Below are 22689 nucleotides of genomic sequence, written 5' to 3' on the forward strand. Positions count from 1 at the left end.
CCTAGGGGAGGCAGTAATCTAGCACAGATGCAGGGCAGAGACTTAATATGCTCTATAGACTGATTTCCCGGCCGAGGAAGGCCAGCACGGTTTCCGGTGCGACGTCGCGAGTGACGAAAGCCTGACCGATGTCACGAACAAGAATGAACGTCAGCTTCCCGGCTTTAACTTTCTTGTCCTGGCCCATCAGGCGCAACAATTCGGTAGCATCGGCCTTGCCGCCGGGAATATCGGCGATCCGCGTCGGTAGGCCGACGGCTTTCAGATGGTTGGTGACGCGGGCGCTCGTGCCGGCGGGACAAAGACCCAGCTCTTCTGACAGACGAAAAGCCATGCACATGCCAATGGCCACGCCTTCGCCGTGCAGCAGGCGGTCGGAGTAACCGGTCCACGCTTCCAATGCGTGACCGAACGTGTGCCCAAGGTTGAGGAGCGCGCGGTCGCCGGTCTCCGTTTCGTCGCGGGCGACGATGGCGGCCTTGGCGGCCACGCTCGTTTCGATGGCCGTCGTCAACGCCGGACCGTTGTTGCCGAAGACCGACTGCCAATGCGCCTCAAGCCAGGAGAAGAACTCGGCGTCACCGAGCAGGCCATACTTGGCGACCTCGGCGTATCCGGCTCGCATCTCGCGCGCGGGTAGCGTCGTCAGCACGGACGTATCTGCGATGACGAGGCTCGGCTGGTGGAAAACGCCGATGAGGTTCTTGCCTTGCGGCGTGTTGATACCGGTCTTGCCGCCAACGGAGCTATCGACTTGCGCGAGAAGCGACGTCGGAATCTGAACGAAGCGGACGCCACGGCGCAAGATGCCAGCGGCAAAGCCCGCGAGATCGCCGATCACACCGCCACCAAATGGCACAACAAGGTCACCGCGTTCGAGGCCAAGCTCCAGGAGACGCTCGGACAGGTCTGCGAGGTTGCGAAAGCTCTTCGTCGCCTCGCCCGGTTTCATGACGACCGAACCGGCGAACAGGCCCTCAGCCTTGAGGCTATTTTCAAGCGTCGTAAGATGGTGGCGCGCCACGTTCTCGTCCGTCACGACGCCGCATTTGACGGGGCCGAAGCGCGCCCTGATGAGCGCGCCGGCGTCGCGAAGAACGCCGCGCGTGATCAAAACATCGTAAGAGCGGTCGCCCAGCTCGACATGAACGGTCTTGGAGGGGTTAGCCTCAAGCGTCGTAGGCGGCGCGCCGTCTGCGCCGGTCGCGAGCCGGGTGATGATTTCGTTGACGATGATGTCGTGTGGTTCGTCGCGGCTTTCGACTGTCATATCGGCTTCTGCATAAATCGGGTAACGCGCTTCAATCAACTTCTGCATCGTGGCTTCCGGATTGCCACCGCGCAGCAGGGGCCGGGTGTCACGCTTCATGACACGGCGCATCAGTACGGGCAATTCGGCACGCAACCAGATGGAAAAAGCGGTGTCCTTAACGCGTTTGCGAGTTTCAGCGTGAATGAAGGCACCGCCGCCGGTTGCAAGCACCTGCGCGCCGTTGCCAAGCAGGCGGGCGATGACCTTGCGCTCGCCATCCCGGAAATGGTCTTCGCCGTGGTCGGTGAAAATATCGTTGATCGTCTTGGCGGCCGCGCGCTCGATTTCTTCGTCGGCGTCGACGAACGGCAGACTGAGCTTAAACGCCAGTCGCTTGCCGACCGACGACTTGCCGCAACCCATAAGGCCGACGAGCACAATCGGGCGCTTGCCGATGCGCTTCTTCGCAAGGTCTATGGCTTCCGCTTCCGTCATGGGGGTCTCGACGCCGATATCAACGGCGAATCGGTTAGCTTCGGGCAGACTGTCTCGTAGCGGAAAGGTCATTTCCGCGCCCTCATGCCATGAACCAAAATCGTTCGCAAATTGGAACCATACTTCAAGCCTGCCGTGGATCGGAAACAGACGCCGTTTCGACGCAAGGGGGGTTCCGTTAAAATGCCAATCCGAGTCATAATCACGCCATCAAGGGTGCTCACCTAAAGGCCGGAACGGGGTAAAGAAATGCCGAGCCTTTTCCGGCTATTGTTCGTACTTTGCGCATTCGCGGCCGCGGTTTTCGGCGGTCTCTATGTGCTCGCGACACGCTTCGAGCCGGAGCAGCAGATGATCAGCAAGCCCGTGCCAGACGTGAAAATCCGGCGGTAGAGCCATGGTGCATACACACCGAAAGACGATAGCGGCGGCGCGCAGCGTTGTGCTTGCCGGTTTTTTGCCGATCGCTATTGCCGCCGCGCTGCCGGCAAGCGCGCAAGACGATTCCTATGCCGCGCCAGCGACGAGCAGCCGGAAAAAGCCGGCGCACGACGATGCTTATTCACCTCCACCTGACAAGCGCAGCTATCTTCAGCCGCTGGGCTCGCCCTCTGGCGGCGGGGACGACGATATGTGGTCGCGGCCCTCCGGTAGCGGCGGAAATTCCGGTTCCATGCCCGGCTTCCCGTCCAACCCAAGCCGGTCGTCTGGCTCGGGTTCGGGCAATTCGGTGATGCGCGATGCTATTCCGCCGGCCGTGGACAAGGGCAGTCTCGCTCCCGTGATGTCGAACGACGGCTCAGGACTGCCGTACGAGCTTTGGGGGGGCATGGACGTCGCCGCGTTGGAAAAGCTGATCGCAACGATTGAAATTCCGCCGCGCTCGCCCGTTTTGCACGATCTTTGGAAAAGGCTCATTACGTCGCCGTCGGGCGATGGCTCGAACTCCAACTTTATGGCGCTCCGACTCGAAGCGCTCTACCGCTCGGGCTTGGCGCGCGCCGCCGCGGCCGAAATCGCAAAGCAACCGCCGGGGGACAATCCGCTGCTGGTGTCGCTCGAAGCCCGCAACGAGCTGGCGGCCGGGCATCCGGACAAGGCATGCCAACTGGTTGCGCAATCGGCCAAGCTGAAGGGTGAGATTCCAGCGCGCCTCAAAGGCCAAGTCATCCTGATGGCTGGATATTGCTCCGAATCTCAAGGCGACAAGTCGGCGGCGGGACTAGCGGCCGACATGGCGCGTGAGGAAGGCGTCGAGACATCGCCCGGCCTCGAAGCGCTCGATGCATTCTCGATCGGGTCCAAGCCGCGCTACACGCAAGTCAAACAAATCACCCTGCTTGACTATCGGATTGCCGAAAAGGTCGGCGGGCTGCCGCACAAGCTCGTGTTGGAAAAGGGCGAGCCGGCTCTGCTCGTGGCGCTTGCTACCGATCATTCAACCCCAGTCGATCTTGGATTTCCCGCAACTGAAGCGGCGGCGCGTCTTAATGCGCTGACGCCGCAAATGCTGGCGGGGATTTACCGTGTCAACGCCGAGAGGATGCCGCCCGACGACTTGTTAAGCGGCCGTGGTCCGCAAGGCGTGGCGCGACGCGCTGCGCTGTTCAAGGCGGCCGAGGATGAACGAACGCCGGCACGCAAAGCACGGCTCATTCGTGCCTTCCTCGATGACATGAAGCACGAAGGCCTCGGCATGATCGGCGCGCAAATGATCGCGCAGGCAACGGCAGATCTGCAACCGGCTCCGGAAGTGAGCTGGTTTGCCGAAACGGGCGTCGAAATCGGGCTGGCGTCGAGCCGTTTCGACATGTCGCGTAACTGGATTCAGATCGCGGATCAGTCGGGCGGACCGGGTCTCGGCCACTGGCGCGCACTGATCGACATCGCCGATACGCATGATCCGAACCGAGGGCAAAGCTTCTCCGCGCTGGAAAATTACGCCGCCAACGGACGGTTTCCGCCTGCGGCTCTATATCGGCTGACGACCGTGATGGAAGCGCTCGATTACCTCGTGCCCATTCCACTCTGGCAGGCGGCCAATACGATTTCACAGCCGACGGGCGGCTATCTTCCCGAAACCGGCGTGCTGACCGAGTTGCAGATCGCTTCGAAGAAACAGGAATTCGGCCATACGGTGCTGCTCGTCATGAAGGCGCTCGGCCCGAACGGCGCGGCCGACGCCAATCTGATCGCGCTCGGCGACAGCATCCGGGCATTGAAGCGCGCCGGACTTGAGGCCGACGCGCGCCGCCTCGGGCTCGAAGCCCTGCTGCCGACATGGCCGCGTACCGAGACGAATTGAGGGGCGGTCATGACGTCTACCGCGGTGCGCGATACCGACGTCGCGGATTTTCTCGCGATGCTGTCGGCCGAGCGTGGCGCTTCACCCAACACGATTGAGGCTTATGCCGCCGATCTTGAAGGCTTCCTCAGTTTCTTGCCAAGCCGGGGCGTTATGCCGAGAAATGCTACCTCGGACGACGTTCAAGCCTATCTCGGCCATCTGGCCAGCGAAGGACAAGCGCCGACGTCGCGGGCGCGGCGGCTTTCGGCCATCAAGCAATTCTATCGGTTTCTTCTGGCCGAAGACGCTATTGCACTCGATCCGACATCTGGACTGCAAGGTCCCAAAAAACAGCGCGCGCTGCCGAAGGTCCTGAGCATCGCCGAGGTCGACAGACTGCTGGAGACCTCGCAAAAGCAATGCGATGGTGTGGAAGGGCATGCCTTATTTCGCGCACTGCGGTTTCACTGCTTGCTTGAGCTTCTTTACGCGACCGGAATGCGCGTCTCGGAGCTTGTGGGCCTGCCACGGAGCGTGCTTCGCGGCGATACGCGCGTTCTGACCATCAAGGGTAAAGGCGGACGAGAACGGATGGTGCCCTTGAACGCCACCGCGCGCGAAGCGCTGGACGCCTTCCTCGGCGTATCCGGCCGGTTCGATAATTCCGAGTGGCTGTTTCCTTCGAAGGCGGCGCTCGGACATGTGACGCGGCAAGGTTTCGCACAGGACCTGAAAGATGTCGCCATCGCGGCGGATATCGCGGCCGAACGCGTTTCACCTCATGTCCTGCGCCACGCGTTCGCGAGTCACCTGCTCGACCGCGGCGCGGACCTGCGCGCGGTTCAGCAACTGCTCGGCCATGCTGACATTTCGACCACGGAGATCTATACGCATGTGTTGCAAGAGCGACTGAAAGCGCTCGTCAATGCGCATCACCCGCTCGCCAAGAACAAGACGTAGCGCGCCAGGGCTCTAATGCCTTAAAGCGCCGACCGCATGGGAGACGCCAGTGAGCCGCCTCGACCGGACCTGCCATCGTGCCGCTGCGTCAGCGTCGAAACCCGCGACACGTTTTTCGCCACTGGTATCAACCGTAGCGATCGCGCGCAGATCTTCTATAAACGCTGATCGCGTCCTGCCGTGGCGTTTCCAGACGTCGGCGCGCGCAAACGTGCTTGACGCCGCCATAACGGGATCGCGGCGCCACGCACGGGGGGCACGAGCAAAGCGAGGGTGCTATTTTGCGAACGGGAGCGGACCGATGGACATCAGAAAATTCCGTCCGGCCATTCGAAGACCGATGCCGACCATGGTCGCCACGGCGCCCCCTGAGCGAACCGGCACAACGACGAGCGTTGCGAAAGGCGCTTGATGTCGTCGCATAACAACCAGGGCGCTCCCGCCGGATTTCTGGCATCAATCCTACCGGCCGCGCGCGGCTCGTGGCTTGGACTTGGTTCACATCCACAGGGGCTCTCAACCCTCTATTTTACTGAGCTTTGGGAGCGTTTTTCTTATTACGGCATGCGCGCTCTGCTCGTGCTGTTCATGGTCGCGCCGGTGTCGCAAGGCGGCCTCGGCTTCCCGACGCCATCAGCCGGAAGCATCTACGGCACGTATGGCATGGCGGTCTATCTGCTGGCTTTGCCCGGCGGCTTTATCGCCGATCGCATCATCGGGGCGAAGCGTTCCGTGCTGATCGGCGGAACGACGATCGCGGCCGGGCATTACGCGCTGGCGTGGCCATCGCTGACGACGTTCTATATCGGCCTGGCCCTTATCGCGATCGGAACGGGGCTTTTCAAGCCGAACATCTCGGCCCTCGTCGGCGCGCTCTACAGCCGGGACGATGACCGCCGCGATGCGGGGTTCTCGCTGTTCTATATGGGCATCAACGTCGGTGCGTTCCTGGCTCCTCTCGTCACCGGCTTTCTGGCCCAGAGCAGCGTCTTCAAGGACTGGCTTTCGGCGATGGGTTTCGACCCGACGCAAAGCTGGCATTGGGGCTTCGGTGCTGCCGGCGTCGGCATGACAATCTCGATGGTCCTCTTTGCGCGGAACATGCGCCATCTCAAAGACCCCGGCGTGGTCGCCAGTGAAACATCATCCTCTTTCCGCCAGCAGGCGGGGTATATGGCGGCTGTAACCCTCGGCTTGCTAGCATTGGCGTTTCTTTCCGATGTCAATGGCTTCCGCTGGCTCCGCTGGTTCTTCATCATCATTCCTTTGGTCGGCATTGCTTACGGTGCAACACGTCAGAACGCCGATGCGCATCGCATGGCCGCAGTCGGTGTCTACTTTCTCGCCGCCATGATTTTCTGGGCCATTTTCGAGCAGGCCGGCACGACGCTCTCGCTTTTCGCCGATACACTGACGCGCAACGAATTCGTCGGCATGCCTTTCCCGTCGTCCTGGTTCCAGTCCGCCAATCCGATCTTCGTCATTATGCTGACGCCGTTCGTCGCGGCGCTCTGGATGCGGCTTGGCGCGCATCAGCCGTCGTCGCCCGTCAAATTCGGGCTTGGACTAACGTTTCTTGCCGCGTCTTTCCTGCTGATGGTTCCGGCCGCCAACTATGCCGCCGACGGCCGCGTGTCGCCGATGTGGCTGCTCGGTCTCTATTTCCTGTTTACGGTCGGCGAGCTGATGCTGAGCCCGGTCGGACTTTCGACGATGACGCGGATTGCGCCGCAAAAAATGTCCGGACAGGTGCTCGGGCTCTGGTTCCTTGCGACGGCATTCGGCGATAAAATTGCGGGCGACATCGGCGGCGCCTTCACGACCAGCGACCCAGATGCGCTCGCGCTTTCGTTCCTGGCGCAGGCCGGGTTGGTTGCGGCGGCGGCGGCCCTTATGTTCGCCGTTGCGCCTATTGTCAGGCGGCTCTCGGAAGGCGAAAGTTAAGCATTCACAACGCCGGTTACGCCTAAGCAGCGGTCGGGAAGGTCTGTCGCCTTGACACCCGGAGCCAGCCATGGCGAATGTCGCGCGTGAAGCGGCGAGGGCGCACGCTTCAGTTGCACAGTCAGGAAAGCTTTCAGTGAACGCCACCACCGCATTGCGTACCTATCTCGATTTCGAGAAGCCGATTCTTGAGCTCGAAAACAAGGTTGCCGAACTGAAGGCCTTGCAGACGGACGGCAAGGGTCCGCAGATCACGGACGAAATCACGAAGCTTGAGCAAAAAGCGAAAGCAGCGCTTGCTGATACCTATGCGAAGCTGACGCCGTGGCAGAAGACGCTCGTTGCGCGCCATCCGGAACGGCCGCACGCGCTGGATTTCATCGGCGGCCTCATCGAAGATTTCACGCCGCTCGCAGGTGATCGCTATTTCGCCGAGGACGAAGCCATCGTCGGCGGCATCGGCAAATTCCGCAACCGTTCGGTTGTGGTACTCGGACACGAGAAGGGCGCCGATACCGAACAGCGTATCAAGCACAACTTCGGCATGGCGCGGCCTGAGGGCTATCGCAAGGCCGTGCGGTTAATGGAACTCGCAGACCGCTTCAACCTGCCGATCATCACGTTCGTCGATACGCCGGGCGCCTATCCCGGCATCGGCGCCGAAGAGCGCGGCCAAGCGGAAGCCATCGCGCGTTCGACCGAATGCTGCCTGCGGCTCGGCGTGCCGATTGTCGCCGTCATCGTCGGCGAGGGCGGTTCGGGCGGCGCAATTGCCATTGCGACGGCGAACCGGATCCTGATGCTGGAGCACGCGATCTATTCTGTCATCTCGCCGGAAGGCGCGGCGTCGATCATCTGGCGCGACAGCAACAAAAAAGAAGAAGCCGCGACCAATATGAAGATCACGGCGCAGGACCTCGACCAATTGGGCGTCATCGATGCCATCGTGAAAGAACCGACCGGCGGGGCGCATCGCGACCGCGAATCGGTGATCATCTCCACCGGCAATGCCATTGCGCGGATGCTCTCGGAGTTCGACGGAAAGTCGTCCGACGATATTCGCGCCCAGCGCCACGACCGCTTTCTGTCGATCGGTCGCTAGTTTGTGAGGCTATTGGGCAACGGAGGTGCGGCGCCCCCAGCACGCCGCATTTCGACACGATACTTGAGTTGACTGACCATCGTTCAAATCTCACTAAGGCGTTCGAGTTCTTTGTGCGTATGGTCCGCCTGATTGCAGCGGCGGGGACGTCAATCGGAACGGGAACGGGGCATTGGTGGGGACCAGCATTGGTTCGGCGCTACGGATGGTTATGCGGCTGGCGATTGTCATCGCCACCGTGACGCTTAGCGCATGCTCGAATACGCCAACGATTCCGCCGCCCGCCGACGTGCCGCTGTCCAAGGACACGCTGGCGCTTCTCGCGAAAAAAGGAATGCAGCCGGGCTCGCCGGTTTTCATCCGGGTTTTCAAGGAAGAGTCAGAGCTTGAGGTCTGGAAGCAGCGCGACGACGGGCGCTTTTACCATTTCAAGACCTATCCGATCTGCAATTGGTCGGGCGCGATCGGGCCGAAGGAGCGTTATGCCGACCGGCAAGCGCCGGAAGGCTTCTATACCATCACGCCAGCCCTGATGAATCCGAACTCTAAGTATTATCTGTCGTTCAACCTTGGCTATCCAAACGCCTACGACAAGTCGTGGGGCCGGACGGGTGATTCTGTCATGGTTCACGGCAATTGCCGGTCGGCGGGCTGCTACGCCATGACCGACGCGTTGATGGAAGAGATTTACGGACTGACGCGCGAAGCCTTGAAGGCCGGGCAGCCGAGCTTTCAGCTCCATGCTTATCCGTTCCGGATGACGGACGCGCGGATGGCCAAAGAAAAGCACAACAAGTGGTACGGCTTCTGGAAGACCATGAAGCAGGGCTACGACTATTTCGAGAAGTACCGGATTCCGCCCGCCATCACAGTTTGCGAACGGCGCTATGTCGTCGATGCGGTGTCGCGAAACCGTCCTGATCCGGCCGGCCCTTGCCCACCGCTCGCACGGCCAATCGTGACGGCGTTCAAGCCGCTGCCAGAGCCTGGCGGGGTTGACGTTGCGCATGGTAACAAGTTGAAAGGGATTGCCGATCCCGACAACGAGCCGACGCTGGCCGATATCAACAAGGCGAAAGCGCGTCAGAGCACACAGGCGGCCGCCGTTACGGCGCCGGTCGCCAACGCAAACTGAGCCTCCGCGAGGCATTCGATAACGGTCCCAAACGTTAAGCGAGCCAACGTTGCAGAAGCCCCGCAAAAGACGTGCCTTGAAAATCTTTCGGTTTGTCGCGGCGTTGTTCGCGGCAGGGATCGCTGCGTTCACGACGATGCCGTCGTGGCTGCCGAAACTGCCGGATGGCGACCGAGCGCTGATCGCCTATGAACGCGGCCAGCGGTTGGCGCGTTGGAGCCTTGGCCTTCCGATGCCTGGCGAGCCCGATCTTGCGCAATTGCCGGAACGGCTGGCGAAGGCCGGCGTCAAAGAAGGCGCGCCGATCCTGGTCCGGATCTTCAAGAGCGAATTCGAGCTGGAGCTTTGGATGCAGCGCGACGGTGAGTTCCATCGCTTCGCGACCTATCCGATCTGCCGGTGGTCGGGGCGCATCGGGCCGAAACATCGCGAAGGCGACGTACAGGCGCCGGAAGGATTTTATACCGTCGACCAGACGGCTCTCAATCCGAACAGCAGTTGGTATCGCTCGTTCAATCTTGGCTATCCGAACGCCTTCGATCGGTCCCACGGACGCACGGGTTCATTCATCATGGTGCACGGCGGCTGCGCGTCCATCGGCTGTTTTGCGATGACGAACGCGCAGATGCAGGAAATCTGGCAGCTCGTCACCGCGGCGCTGCAGAACGGGCAAAAACGCTTTCAGGTGCAGGTTTATCCATTCCGGATGTCTGATGAGGCGATGGCGCGGTATGCGGGCAATCCCAACATCGCGTTTTGGAAAAACCTGAAAGAAGGAAATGACCTATTCCAAGCAGACGGGCGGCCACCGAAGGTCAGCGTCTGCAACGGCGCCTATCGGTTCGCGCCCGGCGATGCCGGCTCGACTGGGGATGATTCGATTGATGACAAGTGCACAGCCGAGCAGGCTAAAAGCTAGCTGTACATAGCCTCACTTCTCGGGCCGAGTGTTGCACAAAGTCACTTAGAATCGCGCTTGACCGGCGATAGTGTGCGGCTCGCGCAGGAGTCAGCCGGTCGCAAATTCTATGGTGTCGTTCGATTTATCGCGTCTCAGACTTGTCGCGGCGATGGTGCTCTGCCTCGCCGGCGTTCAGCACGCTTACGCGCTGACAATCGAGCTTAAGGACGTTGCCCCGGACCGGGTCGAGCGACAGCGTGCTGCGGCGACCGGTGCGTTGCCGTTGCCCGGAACGCCCAACGTCGCGGTGCTGCAGGAACGCCTGCGCGACAAAGGCGTGACGCTTGCGTCTCCCATCATGATCCGCATCTTCAAGGCCGAGTCCGAACTGGAGATCTGGAAGCAGACGGGCAAGGATGGCCCCTTCATCCTGTTTGCGACCTATCCCATCTGCCACTGGTCGGGAACGCTCGGGCCGAAATTGAGCGATGGCGACCGGCAGGCGCCGGAAGGGTTCTACACCGTCTCGCGCTCACAAGCTCGTCATGTCGGCCGCTGGCCGATTTCCATCGACATCGGATATCCGAACATTCTCGACCAATCGCAGGCGCGCACGGGCTCGGACATCCTCATTCACGGCGGATGCTCGTCGGTTGGCTGCTTTGCGATGACGAATCCGGTGTCGGAAGAAATTCATCAGCTGACGCTCGCGGCAATCGATGCGGGGGAGACGCTCGTGCCGGTGCATGTGCTGCCGTTCCGCATGACGAACGAGAACATGATCGCGCAAAGCGGCTCGCCGTGGAAAGCGTTCTGGAACAACCTCAAAGACGGCTACGACCTGTTCGAACGGACCCGTCGGCCGCCGTCGGTCGGCGTGTGTAGCGGTCGGTATATCTTCAGCGAGACACCTCGCGGCGCTCTGCCTGGGCCGCTCGACGTCTGCGAACCGACGCTGGCGTCCATCCGAGAACAGGACCAATGGCTCAACAGCGTGCCACCGCCGACGGCCGTGATGCCGAAACTCGTGACGCAAGCGGCCGCGTCGAAGTCGGCGCCTATTCCGCAAATCCAGACGAGCCTCGAAAGCGACACCCCGCCACCAATGTTCTCGTGGCCTCTCGTCCGATAGTCGGCTGCGAAGGCCAACGCTTGCGCCCGTTATCCTGAAGCCTTACTTGGCCTTTATAACCATTGCATAATGGGTGCGATGAGCATTTGCCGTCGCACACGTGGTTCACCGGATGACACAGGAGCGAGGACTACGCATGGCTGAAAAGAGCGTCGTGAAGCGCGTCGAGATATTTATGGAGAACATGCTATTCAGCGCGCGCTGGCTGCTTGCACCGTTCTATTTCGGCTTAGCCATTTCGCTGTTCGTGCTGCTCATCAAATTCCTGATGGAGCTACTGCACCTCGCAGAGAGTGCGTTCACGTCAACAGAGTCGGACGTCATTCTTGGACTGCTGACGCTCGTCGATCTGACGCTGACGGGGTCGCTGCTGATTATCGTGATCTTTTCCGGCTACGAGAACTTCGTCTCGCGGATGGATCACTCCAACCACGACGATCGCCCGGAATGGATGGGCACCATCGACTTCTCGGCGCTAAAGCTCAAGATGCTGTCGTCGATCGTGGCGATTTCTGCAGTCCAGCTTCTGCGTCAGTTCATGTCGCTCGGCACGGTTACGCCCGAACGCGAGAAGGAGCTGATGTGGCTGGTCATCATCCACTTGGTATTCGTCGTCTCGAGCGTTCTGCTCGCGCTTTCCGACCGCATCGCTGGCGGACACCATGGCGAGGCCAGCGAAGCTCCCGAGAAGGCCGCCGCAAAAACAAACGAGCACTGATCTTTGGGGGCCTAAACGGCAAATGGGCTAGCTCATAAAGCCTAGAAGGCTAGCCCGCTTTCCCTTCGAAACTCGCCCCGCTTCACCAGGCGTCAATTAATTTAGCCCTGGTAATTTCGTCCTGGGCGGATTCCTGCGAGTTGTTTGTCCACAGCCATTCGTGTTCCTGTCCGGAACACGGTGCCTCGCCCGCCGTTTGTTTGACACAAACGGAGAGACGCCGATGAACTTGCTCCCCCTGCAGATCGTTCTGGGCTTCCAGGTTGCCGCCGCCGTCGTGATCTTTGTCCAACTCATGAAGGGCGAAGACGGCGACGGACCGCTGCGCGCAGAAAAAGCGGATCGTCTCCGCAAACACCGTGCGATCCTTCGATCACCCGGTGACGACGCGCGCTAAACTCTCATATCGCATCGCCGCTCAAGGCGAGCTATCTCGCAAAAAGGGATTGCTCGTCAGTCCATCTTGCCGTGGCAGTGCTTGTACTTCTTGCCTGAACCGCACGGGCAGAGTGCATTGCGCGAGACGCGGCCCCAGGTGGCGGGATCGTTCGGATCGACGGCCCCATCGCTGCGGCGGCTCTGCAGCGGCGCACGCTTCTCAGGCTCAGGCAGCGTATCGCGACGGGCGCGGGCGCCTGCAATCGCGGCATCCGCCATCGCCAGCTCAGGATCGCGCTCGACGAAATCATCATAGCCCGACGACGCATCCATGTGGTGCGCTTCCATCGGCGGCAGTTCGTATGGCTGCAGCATCGGCTGATCTTCTGGCGGCGCCAGTTCGACATGCATGAGCTGACCCGTCACGTTTTCGCGCAGGTGGCCAAGCATGTTCTCGAAGAGGATGAACGCTTCGGACTTATACTCGTTCAGCGGATCGCGCTGGCCGTAAGCACGGAAGCCAATCACTTGGCGCAAATGCTCGAGCGTAACGAGATGCTCGCGCCAGAGATGATCGAGCGTCTGCAGCAGAACCATCTTTTCGATTTGACGATAAAGCTCCGGCCCCATCTCCTGGGTCTTGGCCTCGACCTTGGCGTCAACCGCGGCCTTGATGCGCTCGCCGATTTCTTCGTCGGCAATACCTTCCTCGGCCGCCCAGGCTTCGATCGGAAGCTCAATGCCGTAGATGGCGTTGACCTGCTCGATGAGGCCCTTCACGTCCCACTGCTCAGCGTAGGCAGCCGGCGGGATGAAGCGCGTAACAAGCACGTCGATTAGCTCGTTGCGCATTTCGTGGACGGTTTCCGAAACGTCCTCTTGGCCCATGATGTCGAGACGCTGCTCGAAGATGACCTTGCGCTGGTCGTTCATCACGTCGTCGTATTTCAGAATCTGCTTGCGGATGTCGAAGTTGCGCTGCTCAACCTTTTTCTGCGCGGTTTCGAGCGACTTATTCATCCAAGGGTGCGTGATCGCCTCGCCTTCTTTGAGGCCGAGCGTCTGCAGCACCTTGTCCATGCGCTGCGAGCCGAAGATGCGCATCAGATCGTCATCGAGCGCGAGGTAGAACTTCGAACGGCCAGGGTCACCCTGACGGCCCGAGCGGCCGCGCAGCTGATTGTCGATGCGGCGGCTTTCATGGCGCTCGGTCGCAAGGACGTAGAGGCCGCCCGCTTCAAGCGCTTTTTTCTTCTTGTCGGCAACGTCGGCAACAAGCTCATCGCGCTTCGCCGAGATCGCCGATTCATCTGGCGGCGTGCCCTTCGCCGTTTCCTCTGCGATCCAATCGCGAAGACGGAATTCGGCATTGCCACCGAGCTGAATGTCGGTGCCGCGACCGGCCATGTTGGTGGCGATCGTGACGGCGCCGGGCTGACCGGCTTGCGCAACGATGTTGGCTTCCTGCTCGTGATAGCGAGCGTTCAACACCTGATGCGGGATGGGATACTCGTTGCCCTTGGCGTCGTTGACGAGCCTCGTCAGCAGTGCCGCCATATCGGTGAAGTGCTTGCGCAGCTCTTCTTCCTTGCCCGGCTTCAGGCTGGCGGCCTGCTCCTCGAGCTGCTTAGCGAGACCCTTGATGTACTTCTTGTCTTTCAGAAGCTCGGAAAGCTGCTCTGAGCGCTCGATCGACGTCGTGCCGACGAGAATCGGCTGACCGCGGCTCATGGCTTCGGCGATGGACTGGACGATCGCTGCAAGTTTCTCGCGCTGCGTGCGATAGATCTCGTCGTCCTCGTCGAGACGGCTGACGGGAAGGTTGGTCGGGATTTCGATGACTTCGAGGCCGTATATGTCGAGGAATTCGGAGGCTTCCGTCATCGCCGTGCCGGTCATGCCGGCGAGCTTCTTGTAGAGGCGGAAGTAGTTCTGGAAGGTGATCGACGCCAGCGTCTGGTTCTCGGGCTGAACCTCGACGTGCTCCTTGGCTTCGAGCGCCTGATGCAGACCTTCCGAGTAACGGCGGCCCGGCATCATGCGGCCGGTGAATTCGTCGATGATGACGACTTGGCCGCCTTTGACGATGTAATCCTTGTCGCGCTGGAACAGCTTGTGGGCTTTGAGCGCCTGCGTGAGATGGTGGACGAGCGTGACGTTGTCGATGTCGTAGAGCGAGCCTTTGAGCAGGCCCGCGTCTTCGAGCGCACGCTCCATCTTTTCGTTACCGGCTTCCGTAAAGGAAACCTGGCGCTGCTTTTCATCGAGTTCGAAGTCTTCGGGCACGAGGAGCTTCATCAGCTCGTCGATCGACTGATAAAGGTCGGCGCGGTCTTCGAGCGGGCCGGAGATAATCAGCGGCGTGCGCGCCTCGTCGATCAGGATCGAGTCGACCTCGTCGACAATGGCGTAGCCATGGCCGCGCTGAACCATCTCGGAATAGTTCATCTTCATGTTGTCACGAAGATAGTCGAAGCCGAGTTCGTTGTTGGTGGCGTATGTCACATCACAGGCGTAAGCGGCCTTGCGATCCTCGTCCGACATGTCATGGATGATGACACCGACAGTAAGCCCGAGGAAGCGATAGACCTGACCCATCCAGTCAGCGTCGCGCTTGGCGAGGTAATCGTTGACGGTGACAACGTGGACGCCTTTGCCCGCCAGAGCGTTGAGGTAAACTGGGGCAGTCGCGACGAGCGTCTTACCTTCGCCGGTCTTCATTTCGGCGATGTCGCCCTGATGAAGCACCATACCGCCGATCAGCTGGACGTCGAAGTGGCGCTGACCGAGCGTTCGTTTGGCAGCTTCGCGAACCGTTGCAAACGCGGGGACCAGAAGATCGTCGAGTGATGCGCCTTCGGCAAGCTGCTTACGGAACATTTCGGTGCGGGCACGAAGCTCCTCGTCCGAAAGATTCTGCAGCTCCGGTTCGAGGGCGTTGATCGCTGCGACTCGCGAGCGAAAGCCTTTGACCCTCCGCTCGTTGGAAGAGCCAAAGATTTTCGAAGCGAGACCACCGAACGAGAGCATCTTTAAGTTCCGTCCCTACAAAATTCGTGTTGGCCACGCACGCGCGCGACCAGGCTCAGTTTCAAGCGCCGGGCAGCATTCAGCAAAAAATGCGCGGCAAGGGGTGCCCCGCCACGCCTGCGTCAACATTCCCTCGGCGCTGCTAAACGCGCGGTCGTGACGGGCTCAAGACCCGATCCGATTAGCGGGAGACATAAGAACTCGCCCCCCTGACTGTCAATGTTCTGTGCGCGATGACAGAGGATGGCGATTTCCTGGCACCCTCCCAACTTTTAACTTGGTTTTCGACCTCCGGACCGCTATCGAGGCGCGCTTATTGGCCGCCCGCGTGCGGTTACGCCGTCGTGCCTGAATGAGCTTATGAGACGGCCCATTATTTCGACTTCAAACCCACAGCGGAGCCCAACGCCGATGAAGCGCATTGCCCTGGCTATTTTCACATTCGCGCTCGCAGGCGCAGCTTTGCCGCTGGCAGCCGCGGCCGACGACAAAGCGCCGGCATCGCCGGATAAAGTCGTCGCTACGATCGACGGAAAACCGATCACGGAAGGCGATCTGGCGGTTGCGGAGAGCGAGATCGGCTCCGACATGGGAACGATGCCTGGGCCGCAAAAGCGCGCGTCGCTGCTTGAATTTCTTATCGATAATCAGCTCTTTGCTGAGGCTGCCGAGAAGGACAAGCTCGACCAGTCCGCTGATTTCCAGACCCGCCTCGCCTATCTGAAGCGCCGGGCACTGCGCGAGCTTTATTTCGAAAAGGTCATTAAGGCCGGCGTGACCGATGCCGACGCACGCAAGATTTACGACGAGCAAGTGAAGCTTTTAAAGCCCGAAGAGGAAGTATCGGCACGGCATATTCTTGTCGATACTGAAGCAGAAGCCAAAGCTTTGAAGGAAAAGATCGACAAGGGCGCCGATTTTTCCCAGCTCGCCAAAGAAAATTCAAAAGATCCAGGCTCGAAAGACGATGGCGGCAACCTCGGTTACTTTGGCCACGGGCAGATGGTGCCGCAATTCGAAGAGGTCGTCTTCAAGCTCAAGAAGGGCGAGGTTTCGGACCCGGTGAAGACGCAGTTCGGCTGGCATCTCGTCAAGCTCGAGGATCGCCGCGTCAAGCAGCCGCCTGCGTTCGAGATCGTCAAGGACCGCATCATCCAGTCGCTGCTACTCCGGAAGGCGCAGCAAACAGCCGTCTCGCTGCGGTCGGGCGCGAAGGTTGATGTCGTCGATCCGGAGATCAAGAAGGCGATCGACGAGCGGCAAGCCATGATCCAGAAGCAGTCGCAGCCAAAGGCCGCCGATACGCCGCCGCAGGACGCTCCGAAACCCTAACCGCTTCGCTCACCGAAAAGAATTCAGACGGGCTGCTTGATTATGGCAGCCCGATCTGTTTCAGGGAGCCTCTTACTCAGCTGGAGGTTGCCTCATGGGCAAAGTCACGAGCGTTTCCCCGTTCGCGCCCGCAAGTCTTGCAAAACTGCCTGTCATTGAGGGCGTTGCGTTTGCGACCGCCGAAGCCGGCATTCGCTATAAGAACCGCACCGACCTCCTGCTCACCGTGCTCGCCGAGGGGACCTCGGTTGCGGGCGTCCTGACGCAATCGAAAACGGCGTCAGCGCCGGTCCTAGCCTGCCGCAAACACCTGAAGAAAGGCACGGCACGAGCGCTGGTCGTCAATTCTGGGAACGCCAACGCCTTCACCGGTAAGAAGGGCGCCGACGCGGTCGATATCACCGTCACGCATGCCGCCGACGCGGTCGCATGCAAGCCGCACGAGGTTTTCGTTGCATCGACAGGCGTCATCGGCGAACCGCTGGATGCAGAAAAATTCGCGCATCTTCTCGCCGATCTTGCCAAGCGCGCCGAGCCTGACGCTTTCGAGGCGGCGGCGCGCGCGATCATGACGACGGACACCTTTCCGAAGCTCGCGACGCGGACCGCGCTCATCGGCGACGTCGAGGTGACGATCAACGGCTTCTGCAAGGGTGCAGGCATGATCGCGCCCGACATGGCGACGATGCTGTGCTTCATTTTCACGGATGCCGCCATTTCTTCCGAAGCCTTGCAGGAACTCCTGGCAGAGCACGTGCAGACGACGTTCAACTGCATGACGGTCGATGGCGATACGTCGACCAGCGACACCTGCCTGATGTTTGCGACAGGCGCTGCAGAGACACGCGGGCAGAAGCCCGTGACGAAGGCAAAGACGAAAAAGCTGCAGGCTTTTTCGGAAGCGCTTCACGATTTGATGCGCGATCTGGCGATCCAGGTGGCGAAGGACGGCGAGGGCGCCTCGAAGTTCGTGACGTTCGAGATTACCGGAGCGAAGTCCTGGCATGCGGCGCGGACCATTGCACTGGCTTGTGCCAACTCGCCGATCCTAAAGACGGCGATCGCCGGCGAAGACCCGAACTGGGGCCGGGTCGTGATGGCGGTCGGCAAATCGGGCGAGGCCGCAGACCGCGATAAACTGACCATTTGGTTTGGTCCGCATTGCGTCGCACGGGACGGCGAACGCGCCGAAGAGTATGACGAAAAGACGGTTGCGGCCTACATGAAGAACGCTGAAATCGTCATTCGCGCCGACGTCGGCGTCGGCAAGGCAGCGGCGCGCGTTTGGACGTGCGATCTGACGCACGAATACGTGTCGATCAACGCCGACTACCGCAGCTAGGGGAACCACGGAGCAGGGCAAGCCTGACCGTGTGACGTAGGATGAAAGGACCGATCACGCGATGGAACACAGCTTCTGGGAAGAGCGCTGGCAGCGCGGCGAGATCGGGTTTCACCAACCCCATATCCATGCCCAGCTGCAGCAGTTCTGGCCGGGGCTCTCGTTGCCGAAGGGGAGCATCGTGTTCGTGCCGCTTTCCGGCAAGACGCGCGACATGGTTTGGCTTGCAGAGCAGGGCCACAAAGTCATTGGTGCGGAGCTTTCCGAACTGGCGGTTCGCGACTTTTTCAAAGAGTGCGGACTGACACCCACTGTCACGGCCAGCGGACCGTTTCATGTTTTCGAGGCAGGCCCTTACAAGATCTATCAGGGCGATTTCTTCGCTCTGCCTGCGGATGCCCTTCGCGGTGTTGCCGTTTGCTATGACCGTGCCGCGATGATTGCACTGCCGCCCGAGATGCGGCCGCAGTACGCAGAAAAGCTTGCGAGCGTGCTACCGCCAGAGGCTGCAATTTTCGTGATCTCCATCGAATATCCTCAAGGCGAGATCAAAGGTCCGCCGTTTGCCGTAGCTCAGGACGAGGTGCGTGCGCTTTTCGGCAAGCTGTACGACATCGACGTTCTCGAAGTGCGCGATGGGCTCGCAGCCAGCGACAACCTCAAGAAGCGCGGCGTGACACGGCTCGAAGAGGTCGCCTATCTGCTCAGGCGGCAGGCATGACGAATCCCCTGTTGCTCGTTGCGGCCGTCGCGCTCATCGACGACGATAATCGCGTGCTGCTCGCCCAGCGCCCCGAGGGCAAGTCGATGGCCGGACTGTGGGAGTTTCCCGGCGGCAAGGTCGAGGCGGGAGAAACGCCCGAGGATGCGCTCTGCCGGGAACTCAAAGAAGAACTTGATATTGAGCTGTGCCGGCCGTGCCTTGCGCCGTTCAACTTCGCGAGCCACGCCTACGAGAAATTCCACCTGTTGATGCCGCTTTATCTCTGCCGCACATGGGACGGTGAGATCTGCCCGCGCGAAGGTCAAACGATCAAATGGGTTCGCGGCATCGAGCTGAGCCGCTATCCGATGCCGCCCGCAGATGAGCCCCTTATTCCGTGGCTCCGGGATCTTTTGGCCGAGATTTCAGGACATCGGCCAGGCTGACTTTGGCTGAGCCAGGTTGCAGCGGCTTCTGCTGGCTTTCGTGCGGCACCCAGCCCGTGAGCGTGACGACCTCGAAGGTCGCCGAGACACGGCCATTCGGCAGGCCGAAGCGGTCCTGATAAATCTCGGCTGCACGCAAGAGCAGGCTTCTCGTCACCGGAGTGCGGCGACGCTCGACCAGCGGATTGCTAGCGGCCATGGCTTTGAGTTCCTGCATCAAGGCCAGCGGCGACGCGTACGTTACCTCGATGATGTCGTTGTCGGCGACGGGCAGCGCGAAGCCCGCGCGCTGCAGAAGACCACCCAGATCGCGAACATCGGCGAACGGCGCAACGCGTGGAGAGGCACCGCCAAGCACTTCGTCCTCCGCCAAGATCCAAGCTTCGCGCAGCTCCTTCAGCGTTTCGCCGCCGAGCAGCGCGCCGAGAAACAGACCATCTGGCTTTAAAGCGCGATTGATCTGGAGAAGCGCGCCCGGCAGATCGTTGACGAATTGCAGCGACAGGCCGGAGACGACAAGATCGAGAGCGGCTGGAGTGAACGGCAATGCTTCCTCGTCAGCGACGACCTTCCAGTCTTTCCCGCGCGAAAGGGCATCGTAGGCCGGTTCGACATCGACGATCCGACCGATCGTTGGAAGCTGCCGGAGCCGCGCCGCCAACAGTCCATGATAGGCCCCTAGGCTGGCGGCCACAGGGAACTCCCGGCGCACGAAGATGAGGCGTTCGGCAAAGTCGTCGGCGACGCGTTCCAGCAGAAAATCGGGAAGCGGCTGGTCGGCGCACACCCTGGCGATGCGATCGCGGCGGGCGCGGAGCAAAGTCCGGTCGAAAATACGGGGCGCTACAGCCATTTTGTCTCTTTCCGCGGCGTCACGAGAACGGCGGCCGGGTTCCTCTCGCCCGCGTTAGCGCGTTGGGCTAGAGTCGCGCAATGTCGAATAGTCAGCCGGTTGCATATGAGGAGCCCGCGGAGGCATCGCGCCACGACGGTCGCTGGGCGTTTGCACGTGGTCTGAAGCACCTCGGACGCTCCGCTCTCGATGTTCTGCTGCCGCCACTGTGCCTCGGCTGCCAGACGCGCATTATGGGCCACGATGCCCTGTGTCCATCATGCTGGCGGCAGGTCGCGTTCATCCGGCCACCGCTGTGCGACAGGCTCGGAGTACCGCTGGCAATAGGCACCGGCGGACCGATGCTCTCGGCGGCTGCCATCGCCGATCCGCCGGACTACGACAGGGCGCGGGCCGTTGCCCGCTTCGACGGGCTGATGCGACTGTTGATTCATGGTTTCAAATTCCACGACAGCCATAACGCGCGGCGGCTGTTCGGACGCTGGCTGGCGGTGGCGGGCGAAGAGTTGCTGGCGGACGCCGACGTGCTGGTACCCGTGCCACTCGCGCGCTGGCGGCTGCTGTCGCGGCGGTTCAACCAGGCGCAGATTCTGGCTATGGAAACAGGCCGGCGCGCGGGCAAGCCTGTTAATCCTTTCGCACTCGTCCGCCGCCGCTCGACGGGGCACCAGGTTGGACTAACCCGGGCGCAACGCCTTAAAAATGTGTCAGGTGTTTTCCGTGTTCCCGCCAACGAATTGCCGAACGTGTCCGGAAAAGCCATAGTTCTGATCGACGATGTGATCACGAGCGGCGCGACGGCTTCAGCCGCCGCAATCGCCCTCAGACGTGCCGGTGCACGGCGCGTGGATGTCCTCGCACTTGCTGTTGTTTCAGAATGATATTCTGAAACTGGAAAGGGCGTGACATAGGCGCGGCACAGCGGCGCAAAACTGCAAAGCAAGGTTGCATGACCTCGCGAACGCGCTACTTTTGATTCGAATGATTTTTAATGGCGTAGTGAGAGGCGCCGAGCAATGCCGAAGGTGACGGTCTACACGGCTGGAAATTGCTGTTTTTGCCATATGGCGAAGGATTTGTTGCGCCGGAAAGGCGCTGCCTTCGAAGAGGTCGACCTGACTGGACGGAGCGATCTACGTGCGGAGCTGACCTCGCGCTCGGGTGGCCGGCGGACAGTCCCTCAAATCTGGATCGGCGACGTGCACGTCGGCGGCTGTGACGACCTTTACGATCTCGATCGATCGGGCCGCCTTGATACGCTGCTGACGGCGTCCTGAGATGGCATCCGGGTCCAAGACGGCTTTTCGCGCGGCGCTCGTCCAGATGCGGGCAGGCCGTGACGTCGGACGCAACGTCACTGACGCCGTTTCGCTCATCAAGGAAGCGGCCAGCAAAGGCGCGGTCTACATCCAGACGCCGGAATGCACGACGTTGATGGAACTCGACCAGCCGCGCTTGATGGCCGAGACGAAGCCAGAGCAGAGCAATCCTGCCCTTCAGGCTTTCACCGACGCCGCCCGCAAGCAGAAGATCTGGCTGCACATCGGCTCGATGGCGGTCAAGGTTGCCGAGGGACGATTGGCGAACCGGTCCTATCTCATTGCGCCGGACGGCAACGTCGCGGCGCGCTACGACAAGATCCATATGTTCGACGTCGACCTCGGCGGCGGCGAGATCTATAGCGAAAGCGCGAACTATCAAGCGGGTCCGAGCGCCATGCTGGCGGATCTGCCGTGGGGCCGCCTCGGCCTGACGATTTGCTACGATTTACGCTTTCCGGCGCTGCATCGGGCTCTCGCCAAGGCCGGGGCCAAGTTCATTGCCGGACCAGCCGCCTTCACGCGGACCACCGGCGAAGCTCACTGGCACACCCTTTTGCAAGCGCGCGCTATCGAGACGGGCACGTTCGTTCTGGCGGCGGGCCAAGGCGGCTTGCATGAGAATGGCCGGGAGACGTTCGGCCATAGCCTTATCATCTCACCGTGGGGCGAAATCCTTGCGGAAGCGGGCGTCGATCCCCAGGTCATTACTGCGGATATCGACGCCGCCTACGCGGATCAGATCCGGCGGAAAATTCCGTCGTTGATGCATGACCGCGATTTCGATGTCGTCGTCGCGACACCTTCGAAATCGCCGCATCTGGTACACGAGCAGTGATCAAATATCTTCTAGGATGTGCCTCCGGGCACGAGTTCGAGAGCTGGTTTCGCGCCAGCGCCGACTTCGACGCGCAGTCTCGCTCGGGTGAAATCGCGTGTCCGCACTGCGGTTCGATCGAAGTCAGCAAGCTGCCGATGGCACCTTCTGTCGTCACCAAGCGTGCGGCACTCCCAGCACAATCGACGCAAGACGCAAGTCCAGCGGCCGCCGGGGGTGGCGGCAACGGTGCTGCGGTGCGCGAGGCGCTCAGGGCCTTCGCTCAGAAGATTATCGCCAATACTGAGGACGTCGGGCCGCGGTTCGCCGAAGAAGCCCGTAAAATGCACTTCGGAGAGACAGAAGAGCGCCAAATCCGCGGCAGCTCGACGCTCGAAGAGGCCCAGGAGCTTGCAGAAGACGGCGTGCCGTTCGGCATTCTTCCCACGCCTCCGGACGAGCTAAATTAACCACCGAACCGATGCTTGCCCTTTTCCCGGCGTAGTTCGCCGATCAGGGAGGCATTTTGACGGTTGCGAGACA

21 protein-coding genes are annotated in these 22689 nt (G+C 60.9%); 18 read left to right on the top strand and 3 right to left on the bottom strand.

The window, feature by feature from the left end:
- Positions 1-52: 52 nt before the first annotated feature.
- Positions 53-1747: a 3-dehydroquinate synthase gene (gene aroB, locus RLW41_RS08300; RefSeq protein ID WP_409561391.1), complete on the bottom strand. Its 1695-nt coding sequence runs from the start codon at positions 1745-1747 to the stop codon at positions 53-55.
- A gap of 249 nt (positions 1748-1996) precedes the next feature.
- Here aroB and RLW41_RS08305 point away from each other — a divergent pair, with 249 nt between their 5' ends.
- The 10 genes from RLW41_RS08305 to RLW41_RS08350 all read left to right on the top strand — a co-directional run bounded on the left by RLW41_RS08305 (position 1997) and on the right by RLW41_RS08350 (position 12323).
- Positions 1997-2140: a hypothetical protein gene (locus RLW41_RS08305; RefSeq protein WP_172636520.1), complete on the top strand. Its 144-nt coding sequence runs from the start codon at positions 1997-1999 to the stop codon at positions 2138-2140.
- A gap of 4 nt (positions 2141-2144) precedes the next feature.
- Positions 2145-4052 (top strand): hypothetical protein, encoded by a 1908-nt coding sequence (locus RLW41_RS08310; RefSeq protein WP_414464182.1) that lies wholly within the window; start codon positions 2145-2147, stop codon positions 4050-4052.
- A 9-nt stretch (positions 4053-4061) separates the two neighbouring features.
- On the top strand, positions 4062-4994 hold the full coding sequence (locus tag RLW41_RS08315) for a site-specific tyrosine recombinase XerD (protein WP_414464183.1): 933 nt from the start codon (positions 4062-4064) through the stop codon (positions 4992-4994).
- Positions 4995-5405: 411 nt separating this feature from the next.
- A complete protein-coding gene (locus RLW41_RS08320; RefSeq protein WP_414464184.1) occupies positions 5406-6938 on the top strand; it encodes a peptide MFS transporter in 1533 nt (510 codons plus the stop codon).
- Between the two features lie 154 nt (positions 6939-7092).
- On the top strand, positions 7093-8040 hold the full coding sequence (locus tag RLW41_RS08325) for an acetyl-CoA carboxylase carboxyltransferase subunit alpha (protein WP_024274928.1): 948 nt from the start codon (positions 7093-7095) through the stop codon (positions 8038-8040).
- Positions 8041-8215: 175 nt separating this feature from the next.
- A complete protein-coding gene (locus RLW41_RS08330; protein WP_409561395.1) occupies positions 8216-9175 on the top strand; it encodes a L,D-transpeptidase family protein in 960 nt (319 codons plus the stop codon).
- A 76-nt stretch (positions 9176-9251) separates the two neighbouring features.
- A complete protein-coding gene (locus tag RLW41_RS08335) occupies positions 9252-10094 on the top strand; it encodes a L,D-transpeptidase family protein (RefSeq protein WP_414464185.1) in 843 nt (280 codons plus the stop codon).
- Positions 10095-10203: 109 nt separating this feature from the next.
- Positions 10204-11208: a L,D-transpeptidase family protein gene (locus RLW41_RS08340; RefSeq protein ID WP_414464186.1), complete on the top strand. Its 1005-nt coding sequence runs from the start codon at positions 10204-10206 to the stop codon at positions 11206-11208.
- 136 nt (positions 11209-11344) lie between these two features.
- Entirely contained in the window at positions 11345-11926 is a 582-nt protein-coding gene (locus RLW41_RS08345) for a TIGR00645 family protein (protein WP_409561398.1), read from the top strand.
- A gap of 223 nt (positions 11927-12149) precedes the next feature.
- Complete coding sequence (locus RLW41_RS08350) at positions 12150-12323, top strand: hypothetical protein (RefSeq protein WP_409561399.1); 174 nt, start codon at positions 12150-12152, stop codon at positions 12321-12323.
- Positions 12324-12379: 56 nt separating this feature from the next.
- On the opposite strand, the gene secA is transcribed toward RLW41_RS08350, so the two are convergent.
- Positions 12380-15334 (bottom strand): preprotein translocase subunit SecA, encoded by a 2955-nt coding sequence (gene secA, locus RLW41_RS08355; RefSeq protein ID WP_409561400.1) that lies wholly within the window; start codon positions 15332-15334, stop codon positions 12380-12382.
- 411 nt (positions 15335-15745) lie between these two features.
- On the opposite strand from secA, the gene RLW41_RS08360 reads away from it, so the two are divergent.
- The 4 genes from RLW41_RS08360 to mutT all read left to right on the top strand — a co-directional run bounded on the left by RLW41_RS08360 (position 15746) and on the right by mutT (position 19157).
- Positions 15746-16666, top strand: a complete 921-nt coding sequence (locus tag RLW41_RS08360; RefSeq protein ID WP_414464187.1) for a peptidylprolyl isomerase — start codon at positions 15746-15748, stop codon at positions 16664-16666.
- Positions 16667-16760: 94 nt separating this feature from the next.
- The gene (gene argJ, locus RLW41_RS08365) at positions 16761-18008 is read left to right on the top strand and encodes a bifunctional glutamate N-acetyltransferase/amino-acid acetyltransferase ArgJ (RefSeq protein WP_414464188.1); all 1248 of its coding nucleotides are present in this window, start codon (positions 16761-16763) and stop codon (positions 18006-18008) included.
- Between the two features lie 61 nt (positions 18009-18069).
- Positions 18070-18729 carry a thiopurine S-methyltransferase gene (locus RLW41_RS08370; protein ID WP_414464189.1) on the top strand — a complete coding sequence of 220 codons (660 nt, stop codon included), beginning with the start codon at positions 18070-18072 and terminating at the stop codon, positions 18727-18729.
- Positions 18726-19157, top strand: a complete 432-nt coding sequence (mutT, locus tag RLW41_RS08375) for an 8-oxo-dGTP diphosphatase MutT (protein ID WP_409561404.1) — start codon at positions 18726-18728, stop codon at positions 19155-19157. Before RLW41_RS08370 ends, mutT begins: the two co-directional genes overlap by 4 nt.
- On the opposite strand, the gene RLW41_RS08380 is transcribed toward mutT, so the two are convergent.
- Complete coding sequence (locus tag RLW41_RS08380; protein ID WP_414464190.1) at positions 19102-20010, bottom strand: methyltransferase domain-containing protein; 909 nt, start codon at positions 20008-20010, stop codon at positions 19102-19104. The two genes, mutT and RLW41_RS08380, sit on opposite strands and share 56 nt — an antisense overlap.
- Before the next feature lie 80 nt (positions 20011-20090).
- Between RLW41_RS08380 and RLW41_RS08385 the strand changes: the two genes are divergently transcribed.
- The 4 genes from RLW41_RS08385 to RLW41_RS08400 all read left to right on the top strand — a co-directional run bounded on the left by RLW41_RS08385 (position 20091) and on the right by RLW41_RS08400 (position 22616).
- Positions 20091-20891 (top strand): ComF family protein, encoded by an 801-nt coding sequence (locus tag RLW41_RS08385; RefSeq protein WP_414464191.1) that lies wholly within the window; start codon positions 20091-20093, stop codon positions 20889-20891.
- Between the two features lie 135 nt (positions 20892-21026).
- A complete protein-coding gene (gene grxC / locus RLW41_RS08390) occupies positions 21027-21287 on the top strand; it encodes a glutaredoxin 3 (RefSeq protein ID WP_013950032.1) in 261 nt (86 codons plus the stop codon).
- A 1-nt stretch (position 21288) separates the two neighbouring features.
- The gene (locus RLW41_RS08395) at positions 21289-22167 is read left to right on the top strand and encodes a carbon-nitrogen hydrolase family protein (protein ID WP_414464192.1); all 879 of its coding nucleotides are present in this window, start codon (positions 21289-21291) and stop codon (positions 22165-22167) included.
- Positions 22164-22616 carry a DUF1178 family protein gene (locus tag RLW41_RS08400; protein ID WP_013950034.1) on the top strand — a complete coding sequence of 151 codons (453 nt, stop codon included), beginning with the start codon at positions 22164-22166 and terminating at the stop codon, positions 22614-22616. Before RLW41_RS08395 ends, RLW41_RS08400 begins: the two co-directional genes overlap by 4 nt.
- The last annotated feature ends 73 nt before the right edge of the window (positions 22617-22689 follow it).

Origin of the sequence: Hyphomicrobium sp. DY-1 (assembly GCF_047497105.1) — a bacterium.
In the GTDB taxonomy this organism is placed as follows: domain Bacteria; phylum Pseudomonadota; class Alphaproteobacteria; order Rhizobiales; family Hyphomicrobiaceae; genus Hyphomicrobium_B.

What these genes read in the sequence shown, in the direction of transcription:
- RLW41_RS08360 (WP_414464187.1), top strand. Translation starts at nt 15,746, where the DNA reads ATGAAGCGCATTGCCCTGGCTATTTTCACATTCGCGCTCGCAGGCGCA.
- RLW41_RS08380 (WP_414464190.1), bottom strand. Translation starts at nt 20,010, where the DNA reads ATGGCTGTAGCGCCCCGTATTTTCGACCGGACTTTGCTCCGCGCCCGC.
- RLW41_RS08320 (WP_414464184.1), top strand. Translation starts at nt 5,406, where the DNA reads ATGTCGTCGCATAACAACCAGGGCGCTCCCGCCGGATTTCTGGCATCA.
- RLW41_RS08370 (WP_414464189.1), top strand. Translation starts at nt 18,070, where the DNA reads ATGGAACACAGCTTCTGGGAAGAGCGCTGGCAGCGCGGCGAGATCGGG.
- secA (WP_409561400.1), bottom strand. Translation starts at nt 15,334, where the DNA reads ATGCTCTCGTTCGGTGGTCTCGCTTCGAAAATCTTTGGCTCTTCCAAC.
- RLW41_RS08305 (WP_172636520.1), top strand. Translation starts at nt 1,997, where the DNA reads ATGCCGAGCCTTTTCCGGCTATTGTTCGTACTTTGCGCATTCGCGGCC.
- grxC (WP_013950032.1), top strand. Translation starts at nt 21,027, where the DNA reads ATGCCGAAGGTGACGGTCTACACGGCTGGAAATTGCTGTTTTTGCCAT.
- RLW41_RS08350 (WP_409561399.1), top strand. Translation starts at nt 12,150, where the DNA reads ATGAACTTGCTCCCCCTGCAGATCGTTCTGGGCTTCCAGGTTGCCGCC.
- aroB (WP_409561391.1), bottom strand. Translation starts at nt 1,747, where the DNA reads ATGACGGAAGCGGAAGCCATAGACCTTGCGAAGAAGCGCATCGGCAAG.
- RLW41_RS08385 (WP_414464191.1), top strand. Translation starts at nt 20,091, where the DNA reads ATGTCGAATAGTCAGCCGGTTGCATATGAGGAGCCCGCGGAGGCATCG.
- mutT (WP_409561404.1), top strand. Translation starts at nt 18,726, where the DNA reads ATGACGAATCCCCTGTTGCTCGTTGCGGCCGTCGCGCTCATCGACGAC.
- argJ (WP_414464188.1), top strand. Translation starts at nt 16,761, where the DNA reads ATGGGCAAAGTCACGAGCGTTTCCCCGTTCGCGCCCGCAAGTCTTGCA.
- RLW41_RS08395 (WP_414464192.1), top strand. Translation starts at nt 21,289, where the DNA reads ATGGCATCCGGGTCCAAGACGGCTTTTCGCGCGGCGCTCGTCCAGATG.
- RLW41_RS08345 (WP_409561398.1), top strand. Translation starts at nt 11,345, where the DNA reads ATGGCTGAAAAGAGCGTCGTGAAGCGCGTCGAGATATTTATGGAGAAC.
- RLW41_RS08340 (WP_414464186.1), top strand. Translation starts at nt 10,204, where the DNA reads ATGGTGTCGTTCGATTTATCGCGTCTCAGACTTGTCGCGGCGATGGTG.
- RLW41_RS08315 (WP_414464183.1), top strand. Translation starts at nt 4,062, where the DNA reads ATGACGTCTACCGCGGTGCGCGATACCGACGTCGCGGATTTTCTCGCG.
- RLW41_RS08310 (WP_414464182.1), top strand. Translation starts at nt 2,145, where the DNA reads ATGGTGCATACACACCGAAAGACGATAGCGGCGGCGCGCAGCGTTGTG.